We start from the raw sequence: 18,077 nt of genomic DNA, 5'->3' as shown, positions 1-18,077 counted from the left end.
GCTCTCGATGAACGCCTGTTCCGCTTCGAATTCCCGGAGCGCCCGGGCGCGCTGATGAAATTCCTCTCGTCGATGGCGCCGAACTGGAACATCAGCCTGTTCCACTATCGCAACCAGGGCGCGGACTACAGTTCGATCCTGGTCGGTATCCAGGTGCCCGAGAGCGACCACGCCGCGTTCGAGCGCTTCATCGAAACGCTCGGCTATCCGTGCTGGGAAGAAACGAAAAACCCGGTCTATCGCCTCTTCCTCGCCTGACCTCTCTGAACCGGAACGCACCGATGGCGCTGTCACTCGCCGACAAACTCGTGGTCGCCATCTCGTCGCGCGCGCTGTTCGACTTCGAGGAAGAGAACCACATCTACGAGGCCGGCGACCTGAAGGCCTACGAAGCATTGCAGCGCGAGCGTCTGAACGTGCCCGCCAAACCGGGCGTGGCGTTTCCGCTGATCCGCAAGCTGCTCGCGTTGAACGCGGGCGGCCATCGCGTCGAAGTCGTGATCCTGTCGCGCAGCGATCCGATCAGCGGACTGCGCGCGTTTCACTCCTGCCGCGAACATGGGCTCGCGATCGAGCGCGGCGTGTTCACGCGCGGGCGCGCGCCGTTCGGTTATCTGAAGCCGCTGAACGCGTCGCTGTTCCTGTCGGCGAATCAGCAGGACGTGCGCGATGCGCTCGCCGCGGGTTTTCCGGCCGCGCGCGTGTTGCCGGAATCGGCGAAAATGGCGAGCAAGTACCCGGATGAAATCCGCATTGCGTTCGACGGCGACGCGGTGCTGTTTTCCGACGAGGCCGAGCGCATCTTCCAGCAGGACGGCCTGCGCGCATTCGTCGGTCACGAGATCGACAACAAGCACCTGCCGCTCGCGGACGGTCCGCTCAAGCCGCTGCTCGAAGCGCTACACCGGCTGCAGAAACTCGCGGACGCGGCCGCGCCGATGCGTATTCGCACGGCGCTGGTCACGGCGCGCTCGGCGCCCGCGCACGAGCGCGCGATCCGCACCCTGATGGCATGGAACATCGAAATCGACGAAGCGATGTTCCTCGGCGGCCTCGATAAAAGCGCCTTCCTGCGCGAATTCGAGCCCGACTTTTTCTTCGACGACCAGATCGGCCACTGCGAATCGGCCCGCGTCGTAACGGCGACCGGGCATGTGATGAGTGGCATCGTGAACGCATCATGACACCCGAACAATCTCCGCTCGGCAAGTCCTCGACTTACACCGAACAATACGATCCGACGCTGCTGTTTCCGATTGCGCGCAGCCATGCGCGCGAGGCGATCGGCATTACCGCGCGACTGCCGTTTTTCGGCACCGACATCTGGAACGCCTACGAGCTGTCGTGGCTCAACACACGCGGCAAGCCGCAGATCGCGGTCGCGACGTTCTTCGTGCCGGCCGACTCGCCGAACATCGTCGAGTCGAAATCGTTCAAGCTCTATCTCGGCTCGTTCGCGCAGACCGCGTTCGACTCGGCCGAAAGTGTGCGCGACACGATCAGGCGCGACGTGTCCGCATCGTGCGGCGCGACGGTGTCGGTGCATCTGCACACGCCGCACGAATTCGGCAAGCTGAAAATGGAAGAATTCGACGGCCTGTCGCTCGATCGGCTCGATCTCGAAGCGAGCGTCTATCAGCCGGACGCGTCGCTGTTGAGCGCGGCGCACGACGAGGCGCCGGTCGAGGAAACGCTGTTCTCGAACCTGCTGAAGTCGAACTGCCCGGTGACCGGCCAGCCCGACTGGGGCAGCGTGCAGATTCACTACGCCGGCCCGCAGATCGATCATGCGAGCCTGTTGCGCTACATCATTTCGTACCGCAATCACACGGGCTTTCACGAGCAGTGCGTCGAGCGGATCTTCGTCGACATCATGAAGATGTGCAAACCGCTGAAGCTCGCGGTGTATGCGCGCTATACGCGGCGCGGCGGGCTCGACATCAACCCGTTCCGCACCAACTACAACCTGCCGATGCCGGACAACATGCGGCTCGCGCGGCAATAACGCCAACGCGCGCGCACGGCAAAACGCGGCGGCAGGTCAACGCGACGAGGGCGCAGCAGCGCCATCACAGCCTGCCGCGCCCTCGTCATATTTGAGGCCTTCAGTCGGGTGCCAGATCAGGCCGCCGGCTTCTTATAAGCCACGCAATCCACCTCGACCTTGCAGTCGATCACCATCGACGACACCACGCACGCACGCGCCGGCGGATTCTCGCCGAAGTACTCGCGAAACACCTTGTTGAACGAAGCGAAGTCGCGCGGATCGTCGAGCCACACGCCGCAACGCACGACGTGCTCGGCACCGTAACCCGCTTCCTCGAGGATGGCGAACACGTTCTGGATCGCCTTGTGCGATTGCTCGACGATGCCGCCGTTGATCACCTCGCCGTTTTCCATTGGCGTCTGCCCCGATACGAACAGCCACCCGTCCGCTTCGACCGCACGGGCGAACGGCATATGCTGACCACCCGTTCCTTTTCCGCCTTCCACGCCATATCGCTTCATCGTCATACTCCTTAAAAAAAGTCGGGCATGCGCGGCGCCCTCGCTGCGCATGCCGCCATCAATCGAAAAATTTAGAACGCGCCCTGCGCATCGCCCTGCGACGGCGCGCCGCGCGTGACGAACCGGCCGGCCCGCTCGCCCGTCGCCGCGCCGTCGCGATACGACAGCACGCCGTTGACCCACACCGCGTCGATACCGGCGGCCGCCTGCTGCGGCTGCTCGAACGTCGCCGTGTCCTGCACTTTCGCCGGGTCGAACAGCACGAGGTCGGCGTGATAGCCGACATGTACTTCGCCGCGTTCCGCGAGACCGAAGCGGCGCGCGGACAGGCTCGTCATCTTGCGTACCGCTTCTTCGAGCGGCAGCAGCGCGGCATCGCGCGCATAGTGGCCGAGCACGCGCGGAAACGCGCCCCACAGCCGCGGATGCGGCAGCGGATCGTTCGGCAGGCCGTCCGAGCCGACCATCGTCGCCGGATGCGAGAGGATGCGCCGCACGTCGTCTTCGGACATGTTGTGATAGACCGCGCCCGCCGGTTGCAGGCGCTTGCCCGCTTCCTGCTGCGAGACGCCCCACTCTGCCGCGACTTCCTTGATGAGCTTGCCGGCCATCTCCGGATGCGGCTCGGACCACGTGATCGTGATGTCGATATCGCCCGTGACCTGCTTCAGATCGAGCGTCGACGAACTGCGGTTGTACGGATAGCAGTCGCAGCCGACCAGTTGCCGGCCGCGCGCACCTTCGAGCGACTTCAACACCTCGACGCTGCGCCCCCAGTTCGACGGCCCCGCGCATTTCAGATGCGAGATGATGACCGGCACGCGCGCATGGCGGCCGACGCGGTAGGCCTCGTCCATCGCGTCAAGAATCGCGTCGAACTCGGTGCGCATATGCGTCGTGTAGAGCGCGCCCGCCGCGGCGAGCGGTTCGGCGAGCGCCATCACTTCCTCGGTCGGCGCGGCGAACGCCGAACCGTACGCAAGCCCCGAACTCAAGCCGAGCGCGCCATGCGCGAGCGCTTCCTCGAGCTGCGCGCGCATGCCTTCGATTTCCTCTCGCGTCGCCGCGCGATCGAGCCGGTCCATCTGGTTGTTGCGCAGCGCCGTGTGGCCGATCAGCGCGCCGACGTTCACGGCCGGCCGCGCGGCGTTCACCGCGCTTACGTAGTCGGCGAAGGTCGGGTACTGGAACGCGTCGCGCTCGCCGAGCAGGTTCATCGGGTCGGGCGGATCGCCCTTCAGCGACACCGGCGACGCGCTGATCCCGCAATTGCCGACGATCACCGTCGTCACGCCCTGGGTGATCTTCGGCAGCATCTGCGGCGAGCGGATCACGTGCGTGTCGTCGTGCGTATGCACGTCGATGAAGCCCGGCGCGAGCGCCCGGCCGTCGGCCTCGATCACCTCTTCGGCGAGCCAGTTCGACAGATTGCCGATCGCGGCGATGCGTCCGTCGCGGATCGCCACGTCGCGCTCGACGGGCGGCGCGCCCGTGCCGTCGTACAGTTGCGCGCCGACGATCAGCGTGTCGGCGGCTTCGGGGTGCGAATGCATGGATCAGTCTCCTATCAGTCCCCTAAGGGTTGTCGATCGCCGCCGCCGCGGTGCGCGTCGAGCGCGTGCTTCATGCGGCGCAGCAGTTCCCGGCTCTCGTCGCCCTGACTGACGGCAAGTTCGGTGACGAGCACATCGAGCGCCATCATCATCGCGTAACGGGATGACGACGGCTTGTAAATAAAGTCGGTTTCGAACGCGACGATCGGAATCAGCCAGTCGGCGAGCTTCGCGAGCGGCGACGCGGGCGCGGTCAGCGCGATCACGGTCGCGCCGTAGCTGCGCGCAATCCGGCAGTTCTCGACCACCTCCGGCACGCGCCCCGTGGTGGACAGCGCGATCACCACGCACTCGCGCGACACCGTGCTCGCGACCATGCGCTGCAACAGCCCGTCCTGATAGGTCGCGACCGGCCGGCCGAGGCGCACGAGGCGGAAACGCATTTCGTCGGCGAGCGCGGTCGAGCCGCCGCCCATGCCGAACACGTAGATCATGCGCGCGTCGCGCAGCGCGGCCGCCGCTTCGGCGAGCGGCGCCTGGCGCAGCAACTGATGATTGTGCGCGAGCGCCGTTTGCAGTTCGTCGAAAACGCGCGTGGCAATCGGCTCGGGGGCATCGCCGGTGGCCCCCGCTTGCAGGAAGCGCTGACCGACCGCGGCCGCCTGCGCGAGCCGCAGCTTCAGTTCGCGCACGTCTCGGCAGCCGACCGCCTTGGCGAAGCGCGTGACGGTCGCGACGCTGACCTCGGCCTGCTGCGCGAGTGCGCCGATGCTCGCGCGCGACGCGCCGGTCAGATCGTCGAGAATCAGCGCGGCGACCTTGCGTTCGGCCGAGCGCAACTCCGGCGCGCATTCGGCGATGCGCGCGACGATGTCGAAAGCGAGCGGTTCGGCGCTACTGTTCATGGCAGGCAGTGGGGTTCGCGGCACGTCCTGCGCGGGCCTTTCCGGCGGCCGGCGTGAGCGTGGCACTCGCGTGGTACTAAATAACATTTCTCCGGACATCCTACTTTCGGTAACATACTAAAGTCAAATCCGTTTCAATTTAACTGGCCGATGGAGCACGGAGACATGAAAGTTACAAACTATCAAGGCGCGACGATAGATCCTTATAGCAAGGGCTTGGGCATCGTTCCGGGCACCAGCATCCAGCTCACCGACGCCGCGCGCCTCGAATGGAATCTGCTCGACGAGGACGTGAGCCTGCCGGCCGCCGTGCTGTATGCCGATCGCGTCGAACACAACCTGAAGTGGATGCAGGCGTTCGTCGCCGAATACGGCGTCAAGCTCGCGCCGCACGGCAAGACCACGATGGCGCCGCAACTGTTTCGCCGCCAGCTCGAAACCGGCGCATGGGGCATCACGCTCGCCACCGCCCACCAGGTGCGCGCCGCCTACCACGGCGGCGTGTCGCGCGTGCTGATGGCGAATCAGCTGGTCGGCCGTCACAACATGATGATGATCGCCGAATTGCTCAGCAATCCGGATTTCGAATTCTTCTGTCTCGTCGATTCGGCCGAAGGCGTCGAGCAGCTCGGCCAATTCTTCACGTCGGTGAAGAAGCCGCTGCAGGTGCTGCTCGAACTCGGCGTGCCGGGCGGGCGCACCGGCGTGCGCGATGAAGCGCAGCGCAACGCGGTGCTCGATGCGATCGCGCGCTATCCGGACGTGCTGAAGCTCGCGGGCGTCGAACTGTACGAAGGCGTGCTGAAGGAAGAGCATGAAGTGCGCGCGTTCCTGCAAAGCGCAGTTGCCGTCACGCGCGAGCTCGTCGCACAGGGCCGTTTCGCGCGCGCGCCGGCGGTGCTGTCGGGCGCGGGGTCGGCGTGGTACGACGTGGTCGCCGAAGAGTTCGCGCAAGCCACCGAATCGGGCAAGGTCGAGGTCGTGCTGCGTCCCGGCTGCTATCTGACGCATGACGTCGGCGTCTACCGCAAGGCGCAGACCGACATCTTCGCGCGCAATCCGGTCGCGAAGAAAATGGGCGAAGGGCTGCTGCCGGCGCTGCAACTGTGGGCTTACGTGCAGTCGATTCCCGAGCCCGATCGCGCGATCATCGGTCTCGGCAAGCGCGACTCGGCGTTCGACGCGGGCATGCCGGAACCGGCGCGCCACTATCGCCCGGGCAGCGAGGCGCCGCGCGACATCGCCGCGAGCGAAGGCTGGGAAATCTTCGGCATGATGGACCAGCACGCGTATCTGCGGATTCCCGCCGGCGCCGATCTGAAAGTCGGCGACATGATCGCGTTCGACATTTCGCACCCATGCCTGACGTTCGACAAGTGGCGTCAGGTACTCGTCGTCGATCCGCAGTATCGCGTGAAGGAAGTAATCGAAACGTTCTTCTGATTCGAATTCGAGCGCGCGGCGCCGTTGCTTGCGGCGACGGCCCAAAAAACGAAGGCTGTGGACCCTGAGGTCCACAGCCTTTTTTATTGCACGGCGAACGCGTAGTGAACCTGTGAACGCGTGGCGCGCTTCAGATACGCTGCGCCGCCTCGTCGCCGGCCGTTTCCGGCACCGCCGCGACAGTAGCGTCCGCCATGCCCGGTGCGGCTGCTACTTCGCCGATGCGCGTCTCCAGTATCTTCAACGCGCTCGACAGCGCCCCGAGCGCATCGTCCGGCAACCCCGCCATCGTGTCGTGCAGAAACGCATTGCGGCGCGGCAGGCTCGCCTCGGTCGCGGCCTGCCCCGCGTCGGTCAGGCGCACGTTGGTCACGCGGTTGTCGCGCGTATCCATGCTACGCGCGATCCAGCCCATCCCTTCGAGCACCTTCAACTGCCGCGTGAGCGCGCCCGGATCGACGCGCAGCCGCTCGACGAGCCGCTTCTGCGACGACTCGCCGGCCTGCTCGTGCAGCGCGAGCAGAATACGCCAGCGCGGCAACGGATGCCCCACCTGCGCCTCGAAAGCGGACATGAACGTCCGATACGTGCGGCCGAATTGCTGCATCACGGCGACGCGGTCCTGTTCTTCCATAGTCTGTCCGTCAAACGCCAAGTCCAAAAATCAGTCCACGTGCATCACGGGCTCGAGCTTGCGCTGCAGCTTGATCGGCGGCACGCGGCGGCTTTGCCACACCGACACCACGGCAATCACCGCGGCCATCGCGAGACCCAGATGGATCGCCGAGACCAGCGCCTCGCGCGCGCCTTCGAGCAGCACCGCGCCGTTGTGGCCCGCGTGCGTCAACTGGGCGACGAGCGTGGTCTGCGCCTCGCGGTTGATGAGAATCTGCGGATCGCCGAGATCGCCGAACCAGTGCGACGCGCCCGCGCTGTCGAGCGCGCTGCGCACGCCACTCTTGTACATGTGGGTGACGAGCGTGCCGGTCAGCGCCGTGCCGATCATCCCGCCGATCATCCGCAGCGACTGCAGCAGCGCCGTTGCGATACCGAGGTGCTCGCGGCCGGCTGTCTGCTGCGCGAAGATCGTCAGGTTCGGCATTACGAAGCCGAGCCCGAGGCCGCCCGCGACCATGAACGACATCAGCGCCCACTGCGGCATCGAACGGGTCGCGACGACGACGCCGAGGCAGGCCACCGCAACCAGCGCGAAGCCGACGTACAGCATCAGGTTCGGATTCTTCACGCGCGACACGACCCGCCCGTTCGCAATACTGCCGATCGTGATGAACACGACGAGCGGCGTGATAACCAGCCCCGCGTCTTTCGGCGACATCCCGAAACCGCCCTGGAACAGCAGCGGCGCGTAGAACAGCAGCGAGAACATCGAGAAGCCGCCGAGCACCGCCAGCGTAAAGAGCGCGGACAGGCTGCGGTTACGGAACATGTCGACCGGCAGGATCGCGGTCGGGCAGCGCTTTTCCCACTGCCACAATCCCACCGCCGAGGCGATGCTCAGCGCGAGCAGCGCGAACGCGCTCAGCGTGACGCCATGCTTCGGCAGCAATTCGACGAACAGTTGCAACGAGCCGAGTGAGACCGCGATCAGCACCGCGCCGGGCCAGTCGAGCCGCATCTTGCCCTCGTGCTCGACCTGCCGCAGATGCGGCAGGAACCGCCACACGAAAAACAACGACAGCAGCCCGACCGGCAGATTCACATAGAAAACCGAGCGCCAGCCGTAGTACTGCGTAAGAAAGCCGCCGAGCGACGGCCCGACCGCGTTGGCGATGCCGAACGCCGAACTCATCAGCACCTGCCAGCGCAGCCGCACGACCGAGTCGGGAAACAGATCGGGAATGCACGCGAACGCGGTGCCGACCAGCATGCCGCCGCCGATGCCTTGCAGGCCGCGCGCGAGCACGAGAAACAGCATGCTGTTGGCGGCGCCGCACAGCACCGACGCGCCGGTGAACACGACGATCGACGCGATCACGAACGGCTTGCGCCCGTAGTAATCGCCGAGGCGCCCGAAAATCGGCACGGTGATGACCGAGGTCAGCAGATACGAGGTGGCGACCCACGCGTATAGCTCGAAGCCCCGGAGCTCGGACACGATGGTGGGCAGCGCGGTGCCGACCACGGTCTGGTCGAGCGCGACCAGCATCGTGACGAAGGAAATGCCGAGCATCGCCAGCAGGGATTCACGGAACGGTAAAACTTGCCCACTCGAATGGTGGGCGGCGGTATGGACAGCCATTTTTGATAGAGCAAAAGTTGACTTGTCAAAGAATAGGGAATCATACCACGGCCAGGGGCTCTAAGCGTGACGTGCCGGCGCAACACCTCACACCGGCAAGCCGACCCATCGGATCCATGAACATGAACACGACCACGCCAGGGAGGCTCATGCAGCCGAGTTCGCTCGCAACACCGTCTTTATCGGAGCAGGACCTGAGCGCGCTGCGGCGCGCGAAACATCAGCTCGAAAGCCCCGCACTCGCGATGAAGCTCGCGAGCATCGTCGGCGCGCCGATCGAGAAGCTGCTCTCGCGCATTCCGGCGTTCGCCAACGAAAAGGTCGCCGATGCGACCCAGGCCGCGCTGCGCAAATGTCTGTCGATCGCGCTGCGCACGCTCGGCCGGCGCGACGCGGCCAAGCTGCTCGCGCCCGACAAGCCGAACAATCTGCTGCACAAGTTCGCGGTGGCGACCACCGGCGCGGCCGGCGGGGCGTTCGGCCTCGTCGCGCTGCCGGTCGAGCTGCCGGTCACGACCACGCTGATGTTCCGCTCGATCTGCGATATCGCGCGCAGCGAAGGCGAAGACCTGAGCTCGATCGAAACGCAGCTGCAATGCCTGACGGTGCTCGGCATGGGCGGCACGTCGAGCGAGGACGACGACGCCGACCTCGGCTATTTCTTCATGCGCGGCGCGCTCGCGCAGGCGGTGTCGAAGGCGTCGTCGGAAATCGCGAGCAAGGGCTTCACGACGCACGGCTCGGCGGCGCTGCTGCGGCTGCTCAACGCGATCGCCGCGCGCTTCTCGGTGCAGGTCAGCGAACAGATCGCCGCGAAGTCGATTCCGGCGATCGGCGCGGTGCTCGGCGCGATGGTCAATACGGTGTTTATCGACCACTTCCAGCAGGTCGCGCACGGGCACTTCACGGTGCGGCGGCTCGAACGCGAGTATGGCCAGGCAGCGATCGAGGCCGCGTATCAGACGCTCGACGTCACGCCCGATAACTGAGCGGCATCGGCGACGCGGGCGGCGCTCGCGGCGCGGCTCGTCGCGCGCCGCACGAACGCGGCCGCGCGGTCGAGCGCACGGTTCGCCTCGGGCATGAACGGCGCGAACATCGGCCAGACGTGCGGCACGTTCTTCCACACCTCGCATTCGCAATCGACGCCGGCCGCGCGCGCCTTGTCGGCGACGCGCCGCGCGTCGTCGAGCAGCACTTCGGTGCTGCCCACCATCATGTAGAGCGGCGGCAGACCGCGCAGGTCCGCATAGAGCGGCGACGCATACGGATGCGTGGCCGGCGCATCGCCGAGATAGACGCTCGCCGCGCGCGCGATCGACGCGCCGCAGAACATCGGGTCGGCGCTGTCGTTGTCGAGAAGGCTCGCGCCGGTCGTCGCGAGATCGGTCCACGGCGAGAACAGCAGTCCGCCCGCGGGCAGCGGGTCGCCGGCGTCGCGCAATGCGACCAGCGTGGCGAGCGCGAGGCCACCACCGGCTGAATCGCCGGCAATCACGATCGAGCTGGGCGCGATACCCATGACGAGCAACTGGCGATAGGCGGCGATCGCGTCGTCGAACGCGGCCGGGAAGCGATGCTCGGGCGCGAGACGGTAATCGAGGGAAAAGAGCCGCGCGTTGACGCGCGGCGCGAGCGCGAACGTCAGCGAGCGATGCGTGTCCGGCGAGCAGAAGTAGTAGCCGCCGCCGTGGCAGTAGAGCACGACCGGTTCCGCGGCGCCGGCCGGCGTGCCGTTCGCGCGCTCGAGCCATTCGCCGCGCAATGGCGCATCGTGCTCGCCGTACGTTTCTCGCAGATGCCAGCCGCGCGGCACGCGAGGCGTCCAGACGCGCTTCGAGGTCAGCGCGCGCGCCCGTTCGACGTCGATATGCGGCTTGAGCGTTTCCGGCCGGAAGTGCCTGCGCAAATACCAGCATGCGAGCGCATTTTGCCAACTCATCGGGACATGCTCCTTCAATGATGTCCCGTCATGGTACGTGCGTTGGCCGCGATGCCGGTGGATGGCGGGTTCTAATCGCGGGTTGCCTGCTGAGGTTTGGTGGGGCTGGGTCGTTGAGCGTCCATGTCCGGGCGCTTGGGCTTGAACTCATGCTCAAGCCGCAACCGGGACCGCAGCCTCCGCAGCGAGCCCGCGCCGACGCTGGACCTAGTTGGCCGGCAGGACCTGCCCGCGAATCTCGCCCATCGGGTTCTGCGCGGTGTGCACGTTGAAGTACCACTGCCCCGCCATCAGATCCGTGACCTGCTGCTCGGTCAGCTTCGCCGATCCTTTGATCGGGCTCGCCAGCGCGTTCTTGTCGATCGGCACCTGGACCTTCGCGTTCTGGCCGACCGGCGCGGGACCATGAAAATGCGCGGCGCTCGCCGGGCCGCTCAAGCCTTCATAGGTGACGGTCCATTGCAGCGATTGGGTCGACGTGTCGAAGGTCGCGTTCAGCATGCCGTGCCCCTGACTCACACGCGGCGGCACCTCGCTCGACGGTTCGAGGTCCGCTTTCAATGCCACCGTATCCGCAAGCGCCACACCCGACGCCAACGCCCACATCACCACGGCCAGATTCAATTTTCGCAGCGTAATCATAGTTTTCTCCGGACTTTGACGCGCCGCCGCGGTGTCGTTTCGGGCCGCGCGGAGCTCCCACATACTAGTGCAAATCGGCGGGCCTCGGTGGACGTGCTCGGGTGTTCCGGCAAGCGCAGATCGAGCTACGCCGGACGCCGGTTCGTCGCGGTTCATCGTTATTCGTTGCGATGAAAAGTACGCAATACGTACACACGTTCGACAAAAAAGCCCTGAAAAAGGGACTCAAATGCGCGACACCACTGTTTTAAGCGATTTATTCAAACAATTAATTGTGCAATTTGTAATGAATAAATGAGACTACAGCGGTTATGCTTCTGCCTGCGAGAAGTGACTCCTTCATCGAAGGACGTCTCCAAATCTTTAACGCGGCTTCGGCCGCGTTTTTTTTCGTCCATAGCGTTTGATTCGCGCGTTTTTACGAGACAAAACGCTACGCGAGCAACGCCGCCTGCTGTTCGATCCCGTCCATGAGCGCCTCGCACTCGCGGATCAACGCAAAACCCTCGTCGCGCAAACGCTCGGACGTCTTTATGTCAATGCCGTGACGATATGTTTCGAGCAGCTGCATCAGCGGCGGATACTGCAACACGCTCGCCGCGCCCTCCACCCGATGCAGCCATTGCCGCACGCGCGCGACCTCGGCACGTTCGAGCAGCAACGCGAGCGATTGCAGATCGTCGCGCGTGGACGAAACAAACGAGTCGAGCAACGCCTTCACCGTCGATTCGCTTCCCCACAGCTGGATCATGTGTGCGAGGTCGACCGGTACGAACGGCTCCTGTCGTCGAAGGCCCGGTTGAACCGTCGGGCCTTCGGGGGCCTCTACCGCTTCCGCTGTCGCCCCTGTGACCACAACCGCGTCGGCCGGCGCGGCCTGCCCCTGCCACGCACTGTCGGTGCCGAACCAGCGGCTCAGATAGTCGCGCAAGGTGGCGAGCCGGGTCGGCTTGATGAGGCTGTCGTCCATGCCGGCCTCGCGGCACAGGTCGAGGTCGTCGGGTGCGGTGTTCGCCGTGATGCCCAGAATCGGCAGACGATGCGCGCCGCCGCGCGCCACCTCCGCTTCGCGGATGCGCCGCGTCAGCTCGTAGCCGGAGAGATTCGGCATATGGCAATCCGTGAGCAGGCAGCCATAGCGCGTGTGTTCGAGCGCGACGAGCGCTTCCGCGCCGTCGTTCACGACGTCGCAGGCGAACCCGAGCAAAGCCAGTTGATGGCGAATCAATTCCTGATTGACGGGGTGATCTTCCGCGACAAGGATCAGCCTTCCGTTCGCGATGGCCCGCGCGCGATCGGGTGGCGTCGCGACGCCTTCGGGCGCATGCGCCACACCGGCTGTGCGCGGCACGAGCGCGGCGAGTCCGGTCAGCGCAGCGGCGCACGCAGCGCCGAGACCGCGCCACGAAATCGGATTGATGCTCACGCGCACCTTGTCGTCGAGAATGCGGTAGCCCGTCGGCTTCGACTTTTCGGTCAGCGTGACGATGCGCGTATTCGCGCCGATAGCCGCCGGCAGCACCACGTCCTCGCCGACGAACAGCAGGTCCACGCCGGCCAGCGCGGCAGGCGCGCGCAACCGTGCCGCTTCGGGCACGATGGCATGCAACTCGAGCCCGAGCGCCTTGCCGAAATGCGTCAAGGCAAGGCCGACACGCGGGTCGCCGGCAATCACGACGCCGCGCTTGCCACGCAAACCGTTGACCGAATAGCGTTGCGCGACGACGGATAGCGTGAGCCGCACGATCATGTTCGTGCCGCGACCGGGTTCGCTGCGCAGCGCAAGCGTACCGTTCATCAGTTCGATCAGCTTGCGGCAGATCGTCAGCCCCAGACCCGTGCCGCCGAAGCGCCGCGTGGTGGACGATTCGGCCTGCACGAACGGCTCGAACAGACTGGCCTGCACGTCCGGCGCGATGCCGATGCCGGTGTCGTGCACGCTTATTTCGAGCGTTTGCGCAGATGTCTCCGCGAATGGGCGCGACAATGGACGTGACCCGCCGCCGTGCGCGGCGACCGACACGCTCACGCCGACCTCGCCCTTCGTCGTGAACTTGATCGCATTGCCGAGCAGATTGAAGAGAATCTGCCGCAGGCGCACGCTGTCGCCGCGCAACGTCGCGGCAACCTCGGCGGCGATTTCCACGCGCACCTTGAGCCCTTTTTCATGGGCTCGTCCCGCAAGCAGGCCGACCGCGTTATCGACGAGTTCGCGCAGATCGATCGGCTCCGCTTCGAGCGTCAGCCGCCCCGCTTCGATTTTCGAATAGTCGAGCAGATCGTCGAGAATCTGCAGCAGTGCGCCCGCCGACTCGTGGATCATGCCGAGCATTTCGCTCTGGTCCGTGCTGAGCGGCGTGCGCTCCAGCACCTCGACGAGACCGAGCACACCGTTCATCGGCGTACGGATTTCGTGGCTCATCATCGCGAAGAAGCTGTCTTTCGCGCGCGCGGCCGCCTCGGCCAGATCGCGCGCCCGCGCGAGTTCCTCCGAGCGCGCGTGCTCGAGGCTCGCATCGACCCAGTAGCCACTCCAGACGACACCGCCGTCCGCTTCGCGGCGCGGCACCAGTTCGGCGCGCACCCACTTGGGCTGGCCACCGCTATCGAGGCGAAACTCGGTGTGCACCGGCGTTTCGCACCGCGCCGAGCGCTCGAGTTCGGCCAGCACGAGCGGCCGGTCTTGCGCCGACACACGCTGAAAATCACCCCAGCCATGCGGCCCCGGCGACACCTCGCCGTCGCCGAGCAGATGCCGCGTGTCGCCGCCGACATACGGAAACGAATACGCACCGGCCGGACTGCGCCGCAGTTGGAACACGACGGCCGGCAACGAGCGCGTCACGTCGAACAGGCGCCGTTCGGTTTCGCGCGCAAGCATTTCGGCGCGGCGGATGTCGGTGACGTCGACCATCGTGCCGAGCACGCAGACCGGCTGGCCGTCGCTGCCGCGGCAAACGCTCGTCCAGAAGAAGCCGTGCCGCGTCTCGCCTGCCTCGTCTTCGAACTGCAGTTCGACCTTCGCGAGACTGCCGCCGCGGAGAATCTCGCGCGTCATCTCGTCGAGCTTGCGGCTGTTCTCTCCGCCCCAGGTTCCCACTTCCGCCGTGGTGCGCCCGAGTACCGCGTCGCGGCGCTTCCCGCACGCTTTTTCATAGGCCTCGTTGATCGCGATATAGCGCCCATCCAAGTCTTTCGCGATGAGCGGATAGGGCACCGTCTTCATCATCGTCTCCTGAAAGTTCAGTTGCAGCGCGAGTTCGCGCTCGGTCTGCTTGCGCAACCTGACTTCGCGTTGCAGCAGCAGATAGGCGCGCAACGTGACCAGCAGCACGACGCCGATACCGATCAGCACCGGCAGCAAGCGCATTGCGGTCACGCTCCAGACTCTCTCGTTGGCGGCAACGGGGCTCACCCACTTCTGCCGGATACGCTGCTTTTCGGCAGCGGGCATCGCCTGCAATGCGCGGTCGATCAGTTTGACGAGCGGACTCAAGTCCTGACGCACCGCGAAATACAGCGAATCGGCTTCGCCGAGCGTGCCGAGCACCGCGAGCACGCCCGCATAGCGCTGCTGGAGTTGCGCATTGATGGCGGCCGCATTGCCGACGAGGATGTCGGCCTCGCCGCTCGCGACCTTGCGCAACGCATCGCCGAGACTCGCCGCGACGGCGATGTGTCCGGCCGGTACGGCTGCGAACGCGAGCGGCAGCGAGCCGGCCACATGCGAGGGAATGACGATGCGGCATGAAGCGAAATCGCCGAACGAACACGCGGGTGGCGCACCGCTGCGTCCGACGATCACGAGCGGATCGCGCTCGTAGACGCAGCTATGCTCGGCGCCTTCGAGAAGCGGGCCATGGCGCGACGCCGTCGAGAGAATCGCGAGGTCGCCGCGCTGGAACGCTTCGACGGTGGACGGCCAGTCGGTCATGCGCGCGCGGTTGAATACGACACCCAGCGTGCTGCTCAGATAGGCGAGGTAGTCGGCGGTGAGACCGACGGGTCGGCCCGCGTCGTCGATATAGCTGAACGGCGGCCAGTCGCCGTCGAAACCGACCTGCAACGGCGGCAGCGAGCGCAGCCAGTTCTTCTCCTGCGACGTCAGCGTGAAGCCGGGCTCGGCCGGCTCGGGCGCGGCGCCGAAGTTGCCGGAAAGCCAGCGCGCGCGAATCGCGGCGGCCTCGGCGGGATTCATCGACGCGATTGCGTGGTTCAGACGATCGCGCAACGCAATGCGGTCGAGCGGCACGCCGAAGCGCAAGTCGAGTGCCTTGCCGCCCTGCTCGAACGCCACGCGCAGGCCGCGAAACTCGTCGGTCGCCAGTTCGAACTGCACGACCGGCGTGAAGCCGATGTAGAGATCGGCGTCGCCGCGCAGAACCGCCGCCAGTGCCTCGCGCGTGGTCGTGAACGGAACGAGCGCCGCGTGCGGAAACCCCTCGCGCAGCAGACGCTCGCGGGCGAACCCGTGCTCTATCGCAATCCGCGCGCCGGCGAGTCCGGCCAGATTGGTATAGCGGTCGTCGTCGCGCCGCACGACCGCCGAGGCGAACGCGCGGAAATAGGGCGCCGTAAAACTGAGGCAGCGCTCGCGCTCGGGCGTGCGGGCAACGCTGATCAGCAGATCGACGTCGCCGGCGCACGCCGCCGCGAGCAATTGCGCCATATCGGGAAACGTCTTCGCCTCGATGACGACGTTCGGCCCGACAAGCGCGCGCAACAGATCGCCGCTCACCCCCGTGAGCCGGCCGCCCTGCTCGATATCGAACGGCGGCCAGCCTTCGGCGAGCACACCGACGGTCAGCCTGGCGGGGAAGTTCGTGGAATGCGCGGCGAAATCGGTGGTGAAGGAAGCGAGAGGCAACGCCGATGCGCGGGGAGCCTGCAACGCGCCGTGAGACGGCCTGGCGATGCCGGTCGCAAACACCAACGCCGCGACACATATCGCGAGCAGCCGCCACAACGAGCGACGCGCCCCGCACGTTGCCGGCATGACGTGGCGCACATTCGCGTAACGCGCAACCGCATGACGCAAGCCCACGCGCAACGACGCCGCCTGCCCTCGACAACCGCTCACGCGACGTCACCCCGCTCATCGGCCAACTTAGCGGACGGATCGGCGTTGCCGTGCATCAACGAGAACAGAACGCCGGCCGCGACCGCGCCCGAAAGTGGCGCGGCCCAGAACAACCAGAGCTGATCCAGCGCCCAGGCACCGACGAACAACGCCTGCGCCGTCGAACGCGCCGGATTGACCGCGCCGTTGGTGACCGGAATCGACACGAGATAGGCAAGCATCAAACAGGCGCCCGTCACGAGCGGCGCGACCGGCGCCAGCTCTTTCCGGTCGACGACGAGCAGGCAAGCGATGACGAACACGAAAGACAGCGCGAACTCGATGACGAGCGCCGAATGCAAGGGATAGTCCGCCGGCGAATGCGCGCCGAAGCCGTTCGCCGCGAAGTCGCTCGCGGCGATTTCGAAGCCGGGCCGGCCGCTCGCGACGTAGACGAGAAAAGCCGCCGCAAGCGTCGCCCCCACGAGTTGCGCGGCGATATACGGCAGCAGGTCGCGCACCGGAAAGCGTTGCGCGACCGTGAAGCCGATCGTGACCGCGGGGTTGAAATGCGCGCCCGAAGTCTCGCGAAACACATAGCTCGCGGTCGCAAAAGCAAGCCCGAACGCCAGCGACATTTCCAGCGCGCCACTGCCTTGCAGCACCCCGCCCGGATCGAGCACGGCGCTCCCGCACCCGACGAACACGAGCCATGCGGTGCCCACGCTTTCGGCCCACAGACGCTTACCTAGCGCGACCATTCCCTCTCCCATTCGTGTCGATACAGGGCAGAGGGCGCCGCCGGACAGCACGAAAACCTCTGCATTGATATCCCTCACCGCCTTCTATCAGGATGGCGAAATAAACGCCGCGCTACTCACAACGCTTGACGAGTCGTGAATAACACCGTGACGGGTTCGACATTATTGAATGGTGCCTACCCACGACCAATCAGAATATTCTTAAAACCAGGAGCAATCTGAATTGGGCTGTCACGAGACGCTGCGCGCATACGTCAAACATCGTCAAATCAATCCGATCTGACTCGCGTAGTTGACGAGATCGCCTTCGGTTTCGAGACCGAGCTTGCGCATCGCGCTGCGTTTCTGCGTGCTGATGGTCTTGCCGCTGCGCCGCAAGCGCCTGGCAATTTCATGCACCGAGAGTCCATGCGCGTAGAGCTGGAACACTTCCCACTCGCGCGCGCTGAGCGTGCCCGAATCCAGCTGCAAGTCCGGCTGCGCCGCTTCGAGCACCGCGCGCACCTGCTGCGACAGATGAATCCGCCCCGCGGCGACCGCTTCGATCGCATCGATCAAGGTCGCCGCGGCATCGCGTTTGTCGACGATGCCGGTCACGCCGATTCTGCGCAGGCCCATCAGCATCGGCGCGCGGTTCACCATCGTCAGCACGACGACGCGCGGATGCCGCTTGCGCCTCAGCACACGGCGCAACAGCGGCACGGCGTTGCCACTGCCGTCGAGCCCCGGCATGCCGATGTCCGAGACGACGACATCGCACGCGCAAGTGTCGAGCAGTTTTTCGAGCGCGTCGGCATCGGCCGCTTCACCGACGATTTCGAGATTGGGTCGCGTGTGCAGCAGATGTCTGACGCCTGCGCGAATGCAGTCGTGATCGTCCGCCACGACAATTTGGATCTTGTTTGCCATCCGTTGTTGTGTTGTCATCGGCACGCCCGCACGCAACGTGCTCCCCGGGTCATGCCGATAGTGATGCCAGTGCCGCGCGGCTGCGCGGCACATCG

At 65.6% G+C, this 18,077-nt stretch carries 14 protein-coding genes and 1 pseudogene; 5 read left to right on the top strand and 10 right to left on the bottom strand.

Features of this window, described 5'->3' with window-relative positions:
• From F3J19_RS30120 to queF, 3 genes and pseudogenes are all read left to right on the top strand, one after another.
• Positions 1 to 258 (top strand): annotated as a pseudogene (locus F3J19_RS30120) (threonine ammonia-lyase, biosynthetic); the annotation flags it as partial.
• Between the two features lie 23 nt (positions 259 to 281).
• A complete protein-coding gene (locus F3J19_RS30115) occupies positions 282 to 1,184 on the top strand; it encodes a 5'-nucleotidase (RefSeq protein ID WP_167049763.1) in 903 nt (300 codons plus the stop codon).
• Positions 1,181 to 2,005 carry an NADPH-dependent 7-cyano-7-deazaguanine reductase QueF gene (gene queF / locus F3J19_RS30110; RefSeq protein ID WP_167049761.1) on the top strand — a complete coding sequence of 275 codons (825 nt, stop codon included), beginning with the start codon at positions 1,181 to 1,183 and terminating at the stop codon, positions 2,003 to 2,005. The genes F3J19_RS30115 and queF overlap by 4 nt, the downstream gene beginning before the upstream one ends.
• Positions 2,006 to 2,121: 116 nt before the next feature.
• Here the strand turns inward: queF and F3J19_RS30105 are convergent, their stop codons facing one another.
• From F3J19_RS30105 to F3J19_RS30095, 3 genes are all read right to left on the bottom strand, one after another.
• Positions 2,122 to 2,508 (bottom strand): RidA family protein, encoded by a 387-nt coding sequence (locus F3J19_RS30105; RefSeq protein WP_167049759.1) that lies wholly within the window; start codon positions 2,506 to 2,508, stop codon positions 2,122 to 2,124.
• Positions 2,509 to 2,579: 71 nt separating this feature from the next.
• Complete coding sequence (locus F3J19_RS30100) at positions 2,580 to 4,061, bottom strand: D-aminoacylase (protein ID WP_167049757.1); 1,482 nt, start codon at positions 4,059 to 4,061, stop codon at positions 2,580 to 2,582.
• A gap of 14 nt (positions 4,062 to 4,075) precedes the next feature.
• Positions 4,076 to 4,966 carry a MurR/RpiR family transcriptional regulator gene (locus F3J19_RS30095; protein ID WP_167049755.1) on the bottom strand — a complete coding sequence of 297 codons (891 nt, stop codon included), beginning with the start codon at positions 4,964 to 4,966 and terminating at the stop codon, positions 4,076 to 4,078.
• A gap of 165 nt (positions 4,967 to 5,131) precedes the next feature.
• Between F3J19_RS30095 and F3J19_RS30090 the strand changes: the two genes are divergently transcribed.
• Positions 5,132 to 6,409: an amino acid deaminase gene (locus F3J19_RS30090; protein ID WP_167049753.1), complete on the top strand. Its 1,278-nt coding sequence runs from the start codon at positions 5,132 to 5,134 to the stop codon at positions 6,407 to 6,409.
• Between the two features lie 130 nt (positions 6,410 to 6,539).
• On the opposite strand, the gene F3J19_RS30085 is transcribed toward F3J19_RS30090, so the two are convergent.
• Together F3J19_RS30085 and F3J19_RS30080 are read right to left on the bottom strand one after the other, a co-directional pair.
• Entirely contained in the window at positions 6,540 to 7,043 is a 504-nt protein-coding gene (locus F3J19_RS30085; RefSeq protein WP_167049751.1) for a MarR family transcriptional regulator, read from the bottom strand.
• A 30-nt stretch (positions 7,044 to 7,073) separates the two neighbouring features.
• Positions 7,074 to 8,669, bottom strand: coding sequence for an MDR family MFS transporter (locus F3J19_RS30080; protein WP_167049749.1), 1,596 nt, complete (start codon positions 8,667 to 8,669; stop codon positions 7,074 to 7,076).
• Between the two features lie 149 nt (positions 8,670 to 8,818).
• Between F3J19_RS30080 and F3J19_RS30075 the strand changes: the two genes are divergently transcribed.
• Positions 8,819 to 9,658, top strand: a complete 840-nt coding sequence (locus F3J19_RS30075; RefSeq protein WP_167049767.1) for an EcsC family protein — start codon at positions 8,819 to 8,821, stop codon at positions 9,656 to 9,658.
• Here F3J19_RS30075 and F3J19_RS30070 read toward each other — a convergent pair.
• From F3J19_RS30070 to F3J19_RS30050, 5 genes are all read right to left on the bottom strand, one after another.
• The gene (locus tag F3J19_RS30070) at positions 9,628 to 10,611 is read right to left on the bottom strand and encodes an alpha/beta hydrolase (protein WP_167049747.1); all 984 of its coding nucleotides are present in this window, start codon (positions 10,609 to 10,611) and stop codon (positions 9,628 to 9,630) included. The two genes, F3J19_RS30075 and F3J19_RS30070, sit on opposite strands and share 31 nt — an antisense overlap.
• Before the next feature lie 207 nt (positions 10,612 to 10,818).
• On the bottom strand, positions 10,819 to 11,253 hold the full coding sequence (locus tag F3J19_RS30065; protein WP_167049745.1) for a CHRD domain-containing protein: 435 nt from the start codon (positions 11,251 to 11,253) through the stop codon (positions 10,819 to 10,821).
• Between the two features lie 433 nt (positions 11,254 to 11,686).
• The gene (locus F3J19_RS30060; protein ID WP_345891077.1) at positions 11,687 to 16,333 is read right to left on the bottom strand and encodes a transporter substrate-binding domain-containing protein; all 4,647 of its coding nucleotides are present in this window, start codon (positions 16,331 to 16,333) and stop codon (positions 11,687 to 11,689) included.
• On the bottom strand, positions 16,330 to 17,073 hold the full coding sequence (gene aqpZ / locus F3J19_RS30055; RefSeq protein WP_167049743.1) for an aquaporin Z: 744 nt from the start codon (positions 17,071 to 17,073) through the stop codon (positions 16,330 to 16,332). Before aqpZ ends, F3J19_RS30060 begins: the two co-directional genes overlap by 4 nt.
• 264 nt (positions 17,074 to 17,337) lie before the next feature.
• The gene (locus tag F3J19_RS30050) at positions 17,338 to 17,982 is read right to left on the bottom strand and encodes a response regulator transcription factor (protein WP_167049741.1); all 645 of its coding nucleotides are present in this window, start codon (positions 17,980 to 17,982) and stop codon (positions 17,338 to 17,340) included.
• Positions 17,983 to 18,077: the final 95 nt, after the last annotated feature.

The organism is Burkholderia sp. Ax-1724, assembly GCF_011752995.1.
Classification (GTDB): domain Bacteria; phylum Pseudomonadota; class Gammaproteobacteria; order Burkholderiales; family Burkholderiaceae; genus Paraburkholderia.
Note: the sequence above shows the minus strand (reverse complement) of the source record. Positions and strands in the feature narration are given on the sequence as shown.

Coding starts and splice junctions, on each gene's coding strand:
- F3J19_RS30115 (WP_167049763.1), top strand. CDS start 282: ATGGCGCTGTCACTCGCCGACAAACTCGTGGTCGCCATCTCGTCGCGC.
- queF (WP_167049761.1), top strand. CDS start 1,181: ATGACACCCGAACAATCTCCGCTCGGCAAGTCCTCGACTTACACCGAA.
- F3J19_RS30105 (WP_167049759.1), bottom strand. CDS start 2,508: ATGAAGCGATATGGCGTGGAAGGCGGAAAAGGAACGGGTGGTCAGCAT.
- F3J19_RS30100 (WP_167049757.1), bottom strand. CDS start 4,061: ATGCATTCGCACCCCGAAGCCGCCGACACGCTGATCGTCGGCGCGCAA.
- F3J19_RS30095 (WP_167049755.1), bottom strand. CDS start 4,966: ATGAACAGTAGCGCCGAACCGCTCGCTTTCGACATCGTCGCGCGCATC.
- F3J19_RS30090 (WP_167049753.1), top strand. CDS start 5,132: ATGAAAGTTACAAACTATCAAGGCGCGACGATAGATCCTTATAGCAAG.
- F3J19_RS30085 (WP_167049751.1), bottom strand. CDS start 7,043: ATGGAAGAACAGGACCGCGTCGCCGTGATGCAGCAATTCGGCCGCACG.
- F3J19_RS30080 (WP_167049749.1), bottom strand. CDS start 8,669: ATGGCTGTCCATACCGCCGCCCACCATTCGAGTGGGCAAGTTTTACCG.
- F3J19_RS30075 (WP_167049767.1), top strand. CDS start 8,819: ATGCAGCCGAGTTCGCTCGCAACACCGTCTTTATCGGAGCAGGACCTG.
- F3J19_RS30070 (WP_167049747.1), bottom strand. CDS start 10,611: ATGAGTTGGCAAAATGCGCTCGCATGCTGGTATTTGCGCAGGCACTTC.
- F3J19_RS30065 (WP_167049745.1), bottom strand. CDS start 11,253: ATGATTACGCTGCGAAAATTGAATCTGGCCGTGGTGATGTGGGCGTTG.
- aqpZ (WP_167049743.1), bottom strand. CDS start 17,073: ATGGTCGCGCTAGGTAAGCGTCTGTGGGCCGAAAGCGTGGGCACCGCA.
- F3J19_RS30050 (WP_167049741.1), bottom strand. CDS start 17,982: ATGGCAAACAAGATCCAAATTGTCGTGGCGGACGATCACGACTGCATT.